At 72.3% G+C, this 14,816-nt stretch carries 13 protein-coding genes and 2 tRNA genes; 1 reads left to right on the plus strand and 14 read right to left on the minus strand.

Features of this window, described 5'->3' with window-relative positions; translation table 11 throughout:
* Positions 1-67: 67 nt before the first annotated feature.
* The 7 genes from E1289_RS30505 to E1289_RS30535 form a co-directional block, all read right to left on the minus strand.
* A tRNA-Ala gene (locus tag E1289_RS30505) sits at positions 68-140 on the minus strand.
* An 85-nt stretch (positions 141-225) separates the two neighbouring features.
* Complete coding sequence (locus E1289_RS30510; protein WP_131986376.1) at positions 226-648, minus strand: hypothetical protein; 423 nt, start codon at positions 646-648, stop codon at positions 226-228.
* Between the two features lie 206 nt (positions 649-854).
* Positions 855-927: transfer RNA gene (locus E1289_RS30515), tRNA-Ala, on the minus strand.
* Positions 928-1,006: 79 nt separating this feature from the next.
* Positions 1,007-1,669, minus strand: a complete 663-nt coding sequence (locus tag E1289_RS30520; RefSeq protein ID WP_131986378.1) for a histidine phosphatase family protein — start codon at positions 1,667-1,669, stop codon at positions 1,007-1,009.
* On the minus strand, positions 1,662-2,066 hold the full coding sequence (gene rsfS / locus E1289_RS30525) for a ribosome silencing factor (protein ID WP_131986380.1): 405 nt from the start codon (positions 2,064-2,066) through the stop codon (positions 1,662-1,664). Before rsfS ends, E1289_RS30520 begins: the two co-directional genes overlap by 8 nt.
* Positions 2,067-2,212: 146 nt before the next feature.
* On the minus strand, positions 2,213-2,818 hold the full coding sequence (nadD, locus tag E1289_RS30530; protein ID WP_131986382.1) for a nicotinate-nucleotide adenylyltransferase: 606 nt from the start codon (positions 2,816-2,818) through the stop codon (positions 2,213-2,215).
* A gap of 50 nt (positions 2,819-2,868) precedes the next feature.
* Positions 2,869-4,155, minus strand: a complete 1,287-nt coding sequence (locus E1289_RS30535) for a phenylacetate--CoA ligase (protein WP_207929258.1) — start codon at positions 4,153-4,155, stop codon at positions 2,869-2,871.
* 93 nt (positions 4,156-4,248) lie between these two features.
* On the opposite strand from E1289_RS30535, the gene E1289_RS30540 reads away from it, so the two are divergent.
* A complete protein-coding gene (locus tag E1289_RS30540) occupies positions 4,249-5,283 on the plus strand; it encodes a M48 family metallopeptidase (protein ID WP_131986384.1) in 1,035 nt (344 codons plus the stop codon).
* Positions 5,284-5,334: 51 nt separating this feature from the next.
* Here E1289_RS30540 and E1289_RS30545 read toward each other — a convergent pair whose 3' ends face one another.
* The 7 genes from E1289_RS30545 to E1289_RS30575 all read right to left on the minus strand — a co-directional run.
* Positions 5,335-7,086: a TIGR03767 family metallophosphoesterase gene (locus E1289_RS30545; RefSeq protein ID WP_131986386.1), complete on the minus strand. Its 1,752-nt coding sequence runs from the start codon at positions 7,084-7,086 to the stop codon at positions 5,335-5,337.
* Between the two features lie 94 nt (positions 7,087-7,180).
* On the minus strand, positions 7,181-8,437 hold the full coding sequence (locus tag E1289_RS30550; protein WP_131986388.1) for a glutamate-5-semialdehyde dehydrogenase: 1,257 nt from the start codon (positions 8,435-8,437) through the stop codon (positions 7,181-7,183).
* A 15-nt stretch (positions 8,438-8,452) separates the two neighbouring features.
* Positions 8,453-9,562, minus strand: a complete 1,110-nt coding sequence (proB, locus tag E1289_RS30555) for a glutamate 5-kinase (protein WP_131986390.1) — start codon at positions 9,560-9,562, stop codon at positions 8,453-8,455.
* 27 nt (positions 9,563-9,589) lie between these two features.
* Positions 9,590-10,978: a GTPase ObgE gene (obgE, locus tag E1289_RS30560; protein ID WP_131986392.1), complete on the minus strand. Its 1,389-nt coding sequence runs from the start codon at positions 10,976-10,978 to the stop codon at positions 9,590-9,592.
* 81 nt (positions 10,979-11,059) lie between these two features.
* Positions 11,060-11,317: a 50S ribosomal protein L27 gene (gene rpmA / locus E1289_RS30565; RefSeq protein WP_131986394.1), complete on the minus strand. Its 258-nt coding sequence runs from the start codon at positions 11,315-11,317 to the stop codon at positions 11,060-11,062.
* 14 nt (positions 11,318-11,331) lie between these two features.
* Positions 11,332-11,646, minus strand: a complete 315-nt coding sequence (gene rplU, locus E1289_RS30570; protein ID WP_131986396.1) for a 50S ribosomal protein L21 — start codon at positions 11,644-11,646, stop codon at positions 11,332-11,334.
* Between the two features lie 327 nt (positions 11,647-11,973).
* A partial coding sequence (locus E1289_RS30575) for an Rne/Rng family ribonuclease (RefSeq protein WP_131986398.1) occupies positions 11,974-14,816 on the minus strand: 2,843 nt, incomplete at its 5' end.

Genomic DNA, 14,816 nt, shown 5'->3' on the forward strand with positions numbered 1-14,816 from the left:
CCTGGGGGAAATGACGAAGGAGTGGCGGCCCGCGCTCTCCGCGGGCACACCACTCCCAACTCGTCCGTGGAGCTATGGGGATTCGAACCCCAGACCTCCTCCATGCCATGGAGGCGCGCTACCAACTGCGCCATAGCCCCGCGATCGAGGAAAAGCTTAGTGCACGTTGGGAGCACTCGGGACGTGGTCCGCGGTGGGAGGTCCCGCCGCGGCCCGCGTGGCGTCTCAGTCCTGCCCCGAGGTGTCGGAGTGCGGGCGGACGTGGTCGATCGCGGCCACGTACGCGGTGAGGTTCTGGATCCACTCGGCCGGAAGGCCGAGGAGGCCGTTCTGCTGGGCGGATTGGCCGGGCTCGGTGAGGTAGGCGCTGTTGGGCTCGTCGGCGTGCGCGTTCTGCTGCGGCATGTCCTCCGGCGCGGTCGTGGCGTTGATCGAGCAGAGCACCCGGCCGACGTCGGGCTGGTTCGGCAGCAGCTTGAAGTAGGACAGGATCTGGAGTGCCTGGGTGCAGTCCTGTTCGCTGTAGGGGCCCTCGGCCTGGGGCGGCGGTGCCTCCTCCGCGGACGCGGAGGTGGGCGCGCCGATGGCGGTGACGGTCGCCACGGCCAGCGCGACGGGAAGCAGCTTTGCGGCCGTACGGCTCTTCATGGGTCAGCCCTCTTTTCGATCATGCATCGCCACCCGAGGCTGTTCCCTCATGATCGACAAGGTGAAGCGCCGCCGGACCGAAAGGTAGCCGCCACCATGGCGAACCTTTAGCAGACCGCGGGGTTCCAGGGGGCCGTCTCCTGGGGGAAATGACGAAGGAGTGGCGGCCCGCGCTCTCCGCGGGCACACCACTCCCAACTCGTCCGTGGAGCTATGGGGATTCGAACCCCAGACCTCCTCCATGCCATGGAGGCGCGCTACCAACTGCGCCATAGCCCCGCCGCTGCGTGGACGTTCATCCCGCAGCGCCTGGCCAGTGTATAGGACGGCGGAGGCAGGTCTCGAATCGTTTCGGGTGTCAGGTTCCGGTGTCGGGGCGGTCGTCGCTGAGGACGGGCTCGGGCAGGGTGCCGGCGTTGTGCTCCGTCAGGCGCCAGCCCCCGTCGCGCATCTCGGTGACGACGGACCAGCAGCAGTTCGACAGCCCGCCGAGGCGTTCCCAGGTCTCCTCCGGCAGGCCGAGGAGGTGGGACATGCCGAGCCGCAGGGCGGCGCCGTGCGAGGCGACGACGAGCTGGCCGGTGGGCGGCAGGTCGTCCAGGGCGCGTTCGAGGGCGGCGCCGACGCGTTTGGCCACCTGGGCGCTGGTTTCGCCGCCGGGGGGCTGCCAGGCGGAGTGCTCGGCGGGGTAGCGTTCGCGGATCTCGCGGGAGGTGAGGCCCTCCCAGGCGCCGCCGTCCCGCTCGATGAGGTCGGCGTCGTAGCGCACGGGAAGCCCGGTGATGTCGGCGAGGGCCTGAGCGGTGTCGGCGGCCCGGCGGAGCGGGGACGACAGCAGGGCGGTGGGGCGGAGGCCGGCAAGGAGCCGAGCGGCGCGCTGGGCCTGCTCGACGCCGGTCTCGTCGAGCGGGATGTCGGTCTTGCCCTGGAAGCGGCGCTCGACGTTCCAGGAGGTCTGGCCGTGCCGCCAGAGGACGAGGCGTCGTCTGCCGGGCTCGCGGGCCGGGCGGGCGTCAGTCACTCGGGCTCCCGACGGCGCGGGACTGCGGGGCGGTGACGCTCTCGGGCAGTTCGAGGACGGGGCAGTCTTTCCAGAGCCGTTCGAGGGCGTAGAACATGCGGTCCTCTTCGTGCTGGATGTGCACGATGATGTCCGCGTAGTCCAGCAGGATCCAGCGGCCTTCGCGCTCACCTTCGCGGCGGACGGGCCTGGCGTCGGCTTCCTCGCGGAGGCGTTTCTCGACTTCGTCGACGATGGCGCGGACCTGGCGGTCGCTGGGGGCCGAGCAGAGCAGGAACGCGTCGGTGATGACGAGCTGCTCGCTCACGTCGTAGGCAAGAATGTCGTCGGCCAGCTTGTCGCCCGCCGCCTCGGCGGCGATCCGGACGAGCTGCGCCGCCCTCTCGGATGCGGTCACGATGCGCTCGCGATCCTCCCTGTAGGCGTCGTCTCCACCAACACCTTCTCACGGGTACCGGTGGTCGGACCTCTTTGTTGCTGTACGACCGCAATGCCGCTGCGGTCCCTGCGCTTCCCAGGGTATGCGGCGGGTGGGACGGGCGTTCATCCCCTGGCGGCGTCGCGGTAGAGGTCGCGTTTGTTGATGTATTGGACGATGCCGTCCGGGACCAGGTACCAGATGGGTTCGCCCGAGTGGACGCGGTCGCGGCACTCCGTGGACGAGATGGCCAGCGCGGGGACCTCCATGAGGGAGACCCGCCCGTTGGGGAGGCCGGGATCGGCCAGCCGGTGGCCGGGACGGGTGACGCCGACGAAGTGCGCCAGCTCGAACAGTTCGTCGGTGTCGTGCCAGGTCAGCATCTTCTCCAGCGCGTCGGCGCCGGTGATGAAGAACATGTCGGCGTCGGGGCCGTGGATGCCGCGCATGTCGCGGAGCGTGTCGACGGTGTAGGTGGGGCCGGGGCGGTCGATGTCGACGCGGCTGACGGAGAAGCGGGGATTGGACGCGGTGGCGATCACGGCCATGAGGTAGCGGTCCTCGGCGGGGGTGATCCCGTGGTCCTGCTTGTGGGAGGACAGTCCGGTGGGCACGAAGACGACCTCGTCGAGGGAGTAGAAGTGCGCCACCTCGCTCGCGGCCACGAGGTGGCCGTGGTGGATCGGGTCGAACGTGCCGCCCATGATCCCCAGCCGCCGCTTTTGCGTCATGACGACGAGAATAGCCAGCCGGGCCGCGAGCCCGGAACGACGGGCCGGGGTCAGGCCAGGCCGGGCAGCGGCGGGTCGCCGTCCTCCCAGGAGACGACGCGGACGGCCTTGCCGACCTCGACCCTGGGCACGGTGCCCTCGGGCAGGACGAACACCTCGGCGGTCAGCCCGAGCGACTCGTGGAGGCGGTGGACGAGCTCGGCCCGGGGGTCGCCCGACAGCGCCTCGCAGGCGACGACAAGGCGAACCGCCGGCCCGCGACGGTCGACGACGAGCTGGTAGTGCGGCCGGACCAGCCCGGATCCCAGCAGGACGCGCTCCACCTCGCTCGGGTACACGTTGACGCCCCGGACGACGATCATGTCGTCGGTACGGCCGAGCACCTTGCTCATCCGGACCAGGGTCCGCCCGCAGTTGCACTCGCCGCGGTCCAGGGACGCGATGTCGCCCGTCCGGTAGCGCAGCAGCGGAAGGGCCTGCTTCGTCGGCGTCGTGAACACCAGCTCGCCGGGGGTGCCGTCCTCGACCGGCTCGCCCGTCCCGGGATCGACGGCCTCGACGATGAAGTGGTCCTCGTTGACGTGCAGGCCGTTCTGCTCCAGGCACTCGGTGGCCACGCCCGGGCCGATGACCTCGGACAGGCCGTAGATGTCCATCGCCTTGATCGGCAGGACGTCCTCGATGGCGGTGCGCATCTCCTCCGACCAGGGCTCCGCCCCGAACAGCCCGGCCTTCAGCGCGGGCGCTTCGACGCCGGCCTCGGCGAGGGCCTCACCGAGCCGGAGCGCGTAGGCGGGAGTGCAGGTGAGGATGTCGGCTTGGAGATCGGTGAGCATGCGTACCTGCCGGTCGGTCATGCCGCCGGACATCGGCACCACGGTCGCGCCGAGCGCCACGGCCCCCTGGTGGATGCCGATCCCGCCCGTGAACAGCCCGTAGCCGTAGGCGTTGTGGACGATGCTGCCGGGCGACGCGCCCGCACACGCCAGGGAGCGCGCGCACATGGCCGCCCACAGGTCGAGGTCGGCCTTGGTGTAGGCGACGAGCGTGGGGCGTCCCCGCGTGCCGCTGGACCCGTGCACCGCCGCGACCTGGTCGCGGTGGACGGCCAGCATCCCGAACGGGTAGTTGTCCCAGAGGTCCTGCTTGGTGGTGAACGGGAGGTTCCGCAGGGCGGCGAGCGTCACGTCGGAGCCGCCGGCGACCCCCGCCTCCTTGAGCCGCCGCCCCTGCAACCCGCCCGCGGCGAGCAGCCGGTCGACCAGCCCCCACAGCCGGTGCCGCTGCAGCGCGGCGCGCTCGTCCGGAGACATCGCCTCGGCTTTGGGGTCGAACATGGGTCTCCTCCCGGACGGGGGCCGGAGCCGGACGGGGACCCGGCGCCGGGGAACCCTGCGGCTCGGCGGTTCGTCGGAACTACCATGCCAGACATGACGGAGAACACACCGGATCGAGCACGTACGCGGTTCCCGGGGATCAGTTCCCGGGCCTACGAACACCCGGCGGACCGTTCGGCGCTGGTGGCGCTGCGTTCGCTCTCCGGGTTCGACGTCGTGCTGCGCAAGATGTCGGGCCTGATCAACGAGCGGTCGCTGCGGCTGATGTTCCTCGGCGGGACGGTGCGCGTGGGCGAGGACCAGTTCCGCAACATCTACGACATGGTCAGGGACGCCTCGTACGCCCTGGACATGCCGGAGGTGCCGGAGCTGTACGTCCGGCAGGACCCGACGCCGAACGCGATGGCGCTCGGCTCCGACAACCCGTTCATCGTGCTGAACACCGGGCTGATCGACCTGCTGGACGACGAGGAGCTGCGCTTCGTCGTCGGGCACGAGGTCGGGCACATCCTGTCCGGGCACGCGGTGTACCAGACGATGATGCAGATCCTGCTGCAGCTGGGGTCGCGGCTGGCGTGGCTGCCGCTCGGCAACGTCGGCATCGCGGCGATCATCATCGGGCTGCGCGAGTGGTTCCGGAAGGCGGAGCTGTCGTCGGACCGGGCCGGGCTGCTGGTCGGCCAGGACCTGGACGCGGCGAAGCGGGTGCACATGAAGCTCGCCGGCGGTGTCCGGCTGGGCGAGATGAGCAGCGAGGCGTTCCTGCGACAGGCCCGCGAGTACGACGAGGCAGGCGACGTCCGCGACGGCATCCTGAAGTTCCTGAACCTGCTCGGGCAGTCGCACCCGTTCGCGGTGATCCGGTTCGCCGAGATCGACCGGTGGGCGCGCAGCGGCGAGTACGACCGCATCCTCGCCGGTGACTACCCGCGCCGCGACGACGACGGCAGCGCGTCGGTCAGCGACGGGGTCAAGGAGGCGGCCCGGTCGTACCGGGAGTCGTGGGAGCGGACGGCCGACCCGTTCGTCGGCAAGGTCCGCGACATGGCGGACGCGGCGGCCGGCGCGGCCGGCGGGCTGTTCGACCGTTTCGCCCGTCGCGACAGCGGGCCGACGGCCGGCAACTGAACGGCAGCAGGGGCCGCCGCGACACGGACGCGGCGGCCCTTTCGCGTGCGCCTAGAACGGTGCGGGGATGAGGAGTTCGACGTTGCGGTCGGCGGCTTCGCCGCGCCGCTCGGTGTCGCGGTCCTGCCAGTCGTTGCCCGCCAGTTCGCGGGACAGGGACGCCAGCCGGACGGGGTCGTCGAGGCGTCCGCCGTAGGACGCCGGGCCCGCCGAGTCCAGGATCGTCGTGAAGATCGACAGGGTGCCGTCGCCGTTGTCGGCGAGCTCGACGATGCGGCTCTGCTGCGGGAAGTCGATGTGCGCGGCCGTGTTCACCTCCCAGAAGCCCCCGCTCCCCTGCCGGGTGTGCGGGATCACGTGGTTGCGGTGCGTGTGGCCGTTCACCCAGAGGATGACGTTCGGGTAGCGCAGCAGGAGCGCCTTCACCTCGTCGCCGAGGACGCGGTCGCCGCCCAGGCCGTTCTCCATCGACCCGATCGGGTGGTGGCTGAACAGGACGAACAGCCGGTCCTGCACAGCGTGCCTGACGACCGATCCGTCCGGCGCGAAGTAGCGGCTGCTGCCCGCCTTGAGCTGCGCCTCCAGCCACGCGAACTGCGCTTTGTCGAGGGAACCCTCGGAGTAGCCGTTCTGGTTGACGGTGTCGAGGACGAGACCCCGCACGACGCCCTTGTCGAACGCGTAGTACGCCGTCCCGTCGCGGAGGTTGGCCCAGGTGAAACCGTGGCCGCGGAGGGGCTTGCTGGTCTTGAAGTGCTCGGCGACGACCTCGGCGCGGGACAGCAGCCGCCGGTTCCAGTCGGCGGTGACCTGGCGAAACAGTCCCCCGGAGGCGCCCTGCTCGCGGCTGAGGCGGACGAGTTCGGCGGCGTCCCCCTTGCTGACCATGCGGGCGAGGCGTTCGGCCTGGCCGCTGTCGGCCGGTGCGCCGATCTTGATGCCGCCGGTGGCGAGGCCCGAGATGAGCGGGTTGACCGGCAGGTTGCCCTGGATCAGGCCGTCGTGGTTGCCGAACACGGCGTACCACGGGGAGTGCAGGCCGGTCGCCTTGAACGGCCTGCGCGCGGCGTCGAGCAGGCCCTGCACCCGCGGGAAGCCGTGCCTGGCGATCGGATGGTCGGTACCGGCGCCGGGCGGCGCGCCGTCGGGGTGCCAGTAGGCGCGGTCGTAGGCCGCCCAGTCCATGACGCCCTCGTACCGGTTCGGGTCGCCGGAGTCGGGGCGGACGCGCTCGCCGTCCAGCAGGTCGATGATCCAGCGGACCTCGTTGTACTGGGCGTTGTCGGTGGTGTCGCCGGTGTTGATGGTGAACGCCAGCCCGAGGCCGGTGGCGGGACCGCGCCCGACCTTGTTCATCGCCTGCACCATCGCCTCGCCGACCTGCGTCGACAGGATCTCCTGCGGACGGTACCCGCCCTCGGGGAACCCGCTGATGACGTCCCTGAAGCGGTCGATGAACTCGACGCGGGCCGGGGACTGCGCGTCGAGGACGTGCACGTCGGTGAGGTGCCCGAAGGCCAGGACGCCGCGGCGGGTGGCGGCGCGGCGCGCGGACGCGGCGCCGCCCAGGTCGCGCCGCAGCAGGTACGGCTCGCCGGGCCCGGTGACCACGGGACGGTACCCGCCGGCGCCCGCCGCGCCGAGCACGTACGTCCGGTCCAGGGTGGTCCCGGCCACGGGGCCGCGCAGCGCGGGGGCGGCCGCGGCGGGGCGCGACGGGTACGCGGTCAGTCCGGTGGCGGCGATTCCCGCGCCGAGGGCGGCGCCCTTCAGGACGCGGCGGCGGCTGTACTCACGAGTCACAATCGTGAATCAGACCACACCCACAACGTGACATCAATGGCAAAAGTGTCACAACTTACATGCCGCCGCGTCTGACGGGCCCTCGGGGCAGGTGTCAGCCCCGCACATGGCCCTCACCGGTCACCACGTACTTCGTGGACGTCAGCTCCGGCAGCCCCATCGGGCCGCGGGCGTGGAGCTTCTGCGTCGAGATGCCGATCTCCGCGCCGAAGCCGAACTCCTCGCCGTCGGTGAAGCGGGTCGAGGCGTTCACCATCACGGCCGCCGAGTCGACCAGCGCGACGAAACGCTTCGCGGCGGGCTGGGACATGGTGACGATCGCCTCGGTGTGGCCCGAACCGTACCGGCGGATGTGGTCGACGGCGTCCTCAAGGGAGTCCACGACGCGGCCGGCGATGTCCAGGGAGAGGTACTCGACGGTCCAGTCGTCCTCGGTCGCCTCCACGACGTCTTCGCCGTACGCCCGGATGCGGTCGTCGCCGTGCACCGTGACCCCCGCGTCCTTGAGTGCCTCAAGCGCGCGCGGGACGAACCTGTCGGCGATGTCGGCGTGCACCAGGAACGTCTCTGCGGCGTTGCACACCGACGGACGCTGCGTCTTGGCGTTCAGCAGCACGTCCAAGGCCATGTCGATGTCGGCGTCGGCGTCCACGTACACCGCGCAGTTCCCGACACCCGTCTCGATCACGGGGACGGTCGACTCCTCCACCACCGAGTTGATCAGGGAGGCGCCGCCGCGCGGGATCAGCACGTCCACCAGGCCGCGCGCCCGCATCAGGTGCTTCACCGACTCGCGGGACGTGCCGGGGACGAGCTGGACGGCGTCCCCCGGGACCTCGGTGCCGGCCAGCGCGCCCTGCATCACCCCGACCAGGGCGGTGTTCGAGTCGTACGCCGACGACGAGCCGCGCAGCAGCGCCACGTTCCCGCTCTTCAGGCACAGCGCGGCGGCGTCCACGGTCACGTTCGGGCGGCCCTCGTAGATGATCCCGACGACGCCGAGCGGCACCCGCACCTGCCGCAGTTCCAGCCCGTTCGGCAGCACGCCGCCACGCACCGTCTCCCCCACCGGGTCCGGCAGCGCGGCGACCTTGCGGACGGCGTCGGCGATCGCGGCGATCCGCTCCGCCGACAGGCTCAGCCGGTCGATCATGTACTCGGAGATGCCGTTCGCGCGGGCCCGCGCGACATCGGACTCGTTGGCCTTGACGATCTCCGGTGCGGCGGCGACCAGCGCGTCCGCGATCCGGTGCAGCGCGGCGTCCTTCGCCGCACGCGGCAGCGGCGCCAGGCCCGCCGCGGCCTCCCGGGCGCGCCGCGCCACCCGCAGGAACTCCTCGCGCTCGCTCATCACTGCTCCTCGATCTCAGTCGGCCAGGACCACCAGGTGGTCCCGGTGGATTATCTCGCGCTCGTACTCGACGCCCAGCTCGCGGGACAGCCATCGGGTCGAGCGGCCCATCAGCTCGGGGACCTCGGACGCGTCGTAGTTCACCAGCCCGCGGGCGACCACGCGGCCGGCGGTGTCGCACAGGTCGACGGGGTCGCCGGCGGCGAAGTCGCCCTCCACGCCCGTGACGCCCGCGGGGAGCAGCGACTTGCGGCGCCGCACGACCGCCTCGACGGCGCCGGGATCGAGCATGACCCGGCCCTGGCCGGTGGTGGCGTGGGCGAGCCACAGGTCCCGCGTCGACATGCGGCGCCCCTCCGCGGGGTGGAAGAGGGTCCCGACCTCGTCCCCGGCGAGGGCCTGCGCGGCGGACGCGGCGTTCGTCAGCACCACCGGGATGCCCGCGATCCGGGCCGCCTCGACCTTGGTGACCATGCCGCCGGTGCCGACCCGCCCGGACCGGCCGAGCTTGACGTCCCGCAGGTCGGCGGGCCCGCGGACGTCGCCGATGCGGCGGGCGCCGGGCTGGCGCGGGTCGCCGGTGTAGAGGGCGTCCACGTCCGACAGCAGGACCAGCGCGTCCGCGCGGATCAGGTGGGCGACGAGCGCGGCGAGCCGGTCGTTGTCGCCGAACCGGATCTCGTCGGTGGCGACGGTGTCGTTCTCGTTCACGATCGGCAGCACGCCGAGGGCGAGGAGCTGCGCGAGCGTGCGCTGCGCGTTGCGGTGGTGCGAGCGGCGCATCATGTCGTCGGCGGTCAGCAGCACCTGCCCGACCGTCAGCGCGTGCCGCGCGAACGACGAGGTGTAGCGGGCGAACAGCTGGCCCTGCCCCACGCTCGCCGCCGCCTGCTGGGTGGCGAGGTCCCGGGGGCGGCGGGTCAGCCCCAGCGGCCCCAGCCCGGCGGCGATCGCACCGGACGAGACGAAGACGATCTCGGTGCCGTCGGCGCGCCGGCCGGCCAGGACGTCCACCAGCGCGTCGATGCGGCCCTCGTCGAGCACGCCGTCGGGCGTGGTGAGCGACGACGACCCCGCCTTCACCACGAGCCGCCGGGCCTTCGCGATCGCCTCGCGCTCGCTCATTGAACGTCTCTCCTCAGCGGTCTCGCGCTAACCCAGGCGGCGGTCCGTGCCGCGGGGGCCGGACGCGCCGCCGCCGGCGGCGATCTCCGGCTCCCAGTCGAAGACGATGGAGTCGTCGATGGTCCCGATCAGGACGGTGGCGCCCGCCGCGGCGCCCGCCGCGGCGAGCGCGTCCTCCACGCCGAGGCGCGCGAGCCGGTCGGCGAGGTAGCCGACGGCCTCGTCGTTGGCGAAGTCGGTCTGCCGCAGCCACCGGACCGGCTTCGCGCCGGTGATCAGGTACGTGTTGTTCCCGACGTCCCTGATCTCGAAGTCGGCGCCGCCGGCGACCGGCTCCGGCCGGATGACCAGGCGGGTCGGCTCCGGCGGCGGCAGCGACGCGCGGTACTCCTCCACCATCGCCGCCATCGCGTACGACAGCTCCCGCAGCCCCTCGCGCGTGGCCGCCGACACCTCGAAGACCCGCAGGCCGCGCGCCTCGAACTCGGGCCTGACCAGCTCGGCGAGGTCGCGGCCGTCCGGCACGTCGACCTTGTTCAGCACGACGATGCGGGGCCGGTCCGACAGCGGCCGGTCGCCGAGGACACGGTCGTACGCCCGCAGTTCGCGTTCGATGACCTCGAAGTCGCTGACCGGGTCGCGTCCCGGCTCCATCGTCGCGCAGTCGAGGACGTGCGCGAGGGTGGACGAGCGCTCGATGTGCCGGAGGAAGTCGAGGCCGAGGCCGCGGCCCTCGCTGGCGCCCTCGATGAGGCCCGGCACGTCCGCGACCGTGAACGTCGTGTCGCCCGCGCGCACCACCCCGAGGTTCGGGATCAGCGTCGTGAACGGATAGTCGGCGATCTTCGGCTTGGCGGCGGACAGCGCCGCGATCAGCGACGACTTGCCCGCGCTGGGGAACCCGACGAGCGCGACGTCCGCGACGCTCTTCAGCTCCAGGACGACGTCGCGCGCCTCCCCCGGCTCGCCGAGCAGCGCGAACCCGGGCGCCTTGCGCCGGGCCGACGCCAGCGCGGCGTTCCCGAGCCCGCCGCCGCCGCCCCGCGCGATCACGAAGCGGGTGCCCTCGCCGACCAGGTCGGCCAGGATCTCCTCGCCCTCCTTCACGACGGTGCCGTCCGGGACGGGCAGGACCACGTCGCCGCCGTCCGCGCCGGTCCGGTGGCCGCCCTGCCCGGGCCTGCCGTTGCCGGCCTTGCGGTGCGGGCGCCGGTGGTAGTCCAGGAGGCTCGCGGTGTTGGAGTCGACGACCAGGACGACGTCGCCGCCGCGGCCGCCGTTCGCGCCGTCCGGCCCGCCGAGCGGCTTGAACTTCTCCCGGTGGATCGAGGCGCAGCCGTTGCCGCCGTTGCCCGCGGCGACGTGCAGTACCACCCGGTCGACGAACTGCGCGCCCGATCCCGCTCCAGCGGCCACGGTGAATCTCCTCAGTGAAAAGGACGAAGGGGCGGACCGAAACCGGTCCGCCCCTTCAAAAACGTCTGGTACCCAGGCGGACTATTCCGCCGGCGGGACGACGCTCACGGCGTTGCGGCCACGGTAGCGGCGGAACTGCACCGCGCCCGCGACCAGCGCGAACAGCGTGTCGTCACCGCCGCGCCCGACGCCCGGGCCGGGGTGGAAGTGGGTGCCGCGCTGCCGGACGATGATCTCGCCGGCGTTGACGACCTGGCCGCCGAACCGCTTCACGCCGAGGCGCTTGGCGTTGGAGTCGCGACCGTTACGGCTGGACGATGCGCCCTTCTTGTGTGCCATGAGACCGCTCTCCCTTACTTCCCGGCCTTGATACCGGTGATCTTGACCTCGGTGTAGGGCTGACGGTGACCCATCCGCCGCTTGTACCCGGTCTTGTTCCGGTAGTGCATGATGTTGATCTTCGGGCCCTTGACCGCGCCGACGATCTCTGCGGTCACCTCGTAGCGGGCGAGGTCGGCCGCCTTGCTGACGACGTCGTCGCCGTCCACGACCAGCAGGGCCTGAAGCTTGACGGTCGAGCCGACCTCTCCGGCCAGCTTGTCGACGGTCAGCACGTCATCGACGGCGACCTTCTCCTGCCTGCCGCCTGCGCGGACAATCGCGTACACCGCGGAAACCCTTCGTCTGCGCGCGCTTCCGGAACGAACCGGTCCCACGCGTGGCTTACCAGCCCCCGGGTGGGGGCCTACCCCCGGCACCGGGCCGAGGGCGGCACACCAGAGGAGGACCCCTGGCGCTCTCTGCTTGGTCTCACCGGATCGGCGAGGTGAGCACCGAACGGGCCCCGGAGGGGCTCGCGGTGCGAGTTCGGGCGACGCGCCGACGACGCGCCGAAGTCCGAGGATACCGGATGGCCACACCCGAAGCGAATTGCGCGGGCCGGGCGGCAGGGCCGCCCGGCCTTACGCTGCGCTGGGTGGTCGGGCCTCTTGGGGTTACTCCGCTTCGGCCGGGGTCTGGCGGGAGGAGGGGTCGCTGCCGTTCAGGGCCGGGTCCGTGCCGTTCGCGGTGGGGGTCACCGGGTCGGTGCCGTCCAGGGACTCCAGGACGCCCGGAGGTGCGTCGGCCACCTCTTCGGCGGCTTCGGCGGCCTCCACCGCGGCCTGTGCGGGGGACTCGTCCTCGCCGTCGATCTCGGGTGGCGGGCCTGCGGGGCGCTTGGCCGGGCCCGTCCTCCGCGGGCGGGTGCGCACCGGCTCCGGCTCCGGCTCCGGCATGGCCTCTTCGACGTGGATCGGCTCGGGTGCGGGCTCCGGTGCGGGCTCCGGTGCGGGCTTGGGTGCGGGCTCCGCGGGTGTTTCGTGCCTGGCCAGCTTCTCTTCGACGACCCTTTCGACCTCGCCCTTGCGCTTGCGGCGGCGGCCGCTCTCCTTGCCGGCGGCCTTGTCCGCCTTCGGCTCGACCGGGGTCAGGTGGACGTGGATGCCGCGTCCGTTGCACGACTCGCAGGTCTCCGAGAACGCCTCCAGGAGGCCCTGGCCGACGCGCTTGCGGGTCATCTGGACCAGGCCCAGCGAGGTGACCTCGGCTACCTGGTGCTTGGTGCGGTCCCGCGACAGGCACTCCACGAGGCGGCGCAGCACCAGGTCCCGGTTGCTCTCCAGCACCATGTCGATGAAGTCGACGACGATGATGCCGCCGATGTCGCGGAGCCGGAGCTGGCGGACGATCTCCTCGGCCGCCTCCAGGTTGTTGCGGGTGACGGTCTCCTCGAGGTTGCCGCCCTGCCCGGTGAACTTGCCGGTGTTGACGTCGATGACCGTCATGGCCTCGGTGCGGTCGATCACCAGCGAGCCGCCGGACGGCAGCCACACCTTGCGGTCCATCGCCTTGGCGATCTGCTCGTCGATGCGGAACGCCGACAGCGCGTCCTGGTCGCCGGTCCAGCGCTCGACGCGGTCGGCGAGGTGCGGCGCGACGTACTCGACGTACTCGGAGATCGTGTCCCAGGCGTCGGCGCCGGACACGACGAGCTTGGAGAAGTCCTCGTTGAAGATGTCGCGGACGACGCGGATCGTCAGGTCGGGCTCACCGTAGAGAAGGGAGGGCGCGGAAGCCGTCTTCACCTTCTTCTGGATGCTCTCCCACTGCGCGGCGAGCCGCGACACGTCGCGGGACAGCTCCTCCTCCGTGGCACCCTCGGCCGCGGTCCGGACGATCACGCCGGCGTGCTCCGGCATGACCTTCTTCAGGATCGACTTGAGGCGGCTGCGCTCCTTGTCGGGGAGCTTGCGGCTGATGCCGGTCATCGAGCCGTCCGGCACGTAGACCAGGTAGCGGCCGGGCAGCGAGACCTGACTGGTGAGGCGGGCGCCCTTGTGGCCGAGCGGGTCCTTGGTGACCTGGACGAGCACGGACTGGCCCGACTTCAGCGCCGACTCGATGCGGCGCGGCTGGCCCTCCAGCCCGGAGGCGTCCCAGTTGACCTCGCCCGCGTACAGGACGGCGTTGCGGCCCTTGCCGATGTCGACGAACGCCGCCTCCATCGACGGCAGCACGTTCTGGACCTTGCCCAGGTAGACGTTGCCCACGTACGACTGGTGGGTGGCGCGGTTGACGTAGTGCTCGACGAGGACGTCGTCCTCCAGGACGGCGATCTGCGTGCGCTCGCCTTCCTGCCGCACCACCATGACCCGCTCGACGGACTCGCGGCGCGCGAGGAACTCGGCCTCGGTGATCACCGGCGGGCGGCGGCGGCCCTGCTCCCGGCCCTCCCGGCGGCGCTGCTTCTTGGCCTCCAGGCGGGTCGAGCCACGGACGGACTGGACCTCGTCCTCGGCGGCGCGGCTCTCCGCGGCACGCGCGGTGCGGACGTGCACGACGGTGTTGGGCGGGTCGTCGGTGCCGTTCGCACCGTCGCCGTCGGTCCCGGTCCGGCGCCTGCGGCGGCGCCGGCGGCGGCTCGTCCCGGACTCGCCGTCGGCGTCATCGTCGGCGGACTCCTCCTCGGCCTCCTCGGCCTTGGCCTTGGCGGCCTTCTTGGCCTTGCCGCCGTCGGTCTTGGCGGCGGCCTTCTTGGCCTTGGCGCCGCCGGTCTTGGCGCCGCCGGTCTTGGCGCCGCCGGTCTTGGCGGGCTGCTCGTCCCCGGAGTCGCCGGCCTCGGCGTCCGCGCCGTCCTGGGCGTCCTGGGCGTCCTGGCCGCTCTCCGCCTCGTCCTCGCCGCCCTCCTTGCCCCGGCCGCGGCCGCGTCCGCCGCGGCGGCGGCGCCGGCGGGACGGGCGGTCGTCGGAGTCGTCGTCGTCGTCGGACTGCCGCTCGACGGACTCGTCGTCACCGGTGTCGTGGTCGGCGGGTTCGGCGTCGCGCTTCGGCTCGTCCTTCGGGCGGGCGGGGGCCTCGGCCTTCGGCTGCGGCGGCTGGAAGACGACCATCGGCGGCTGGAACGTCACGCCGGGGACGCCGACGCCGCTCGCGGGCTCGATGTCGGACACCTGCTCGGCAGGGGTCTCGGTCCCCGGTGAGGGGACCTCGGGCACCGCCGGGACGGCGGGCACGTCGGGCGCGGTGGCGGCGGACGCGGAGCGGCGGCGGGTCCGGGTGCGGGTCGGCGGCGCCTCCTCGGACCGCTCGCCGGCGTCGGCGCCCGCGGGGTCGGACTCGGTGTCCGGGGACGTCTCGGCGCCGGTCATGGGGACGGGCTCGGCCGTCTCGGCGGCCTTCCCGCTCCTGGTGCGGGTGCGCGTCCGGGGGGTGCGCTTCAGCGGCTCGGTCTCTTCGGAGGGCGGGTCCTCCGCGGATTCCGGCGCGGGGGCCTCCGCCCCCGCGGGGGGCTCGGCGG

Origin of the sequence: Actinomadura sp. 6K520 (assembly GCF_004349245.1) — a bacterium.
Lineage (GTDB): Bacteria > Actinomycetota > Actinomycetes > Streptosporangiales > Streptosporangiaceae > Spirillospora.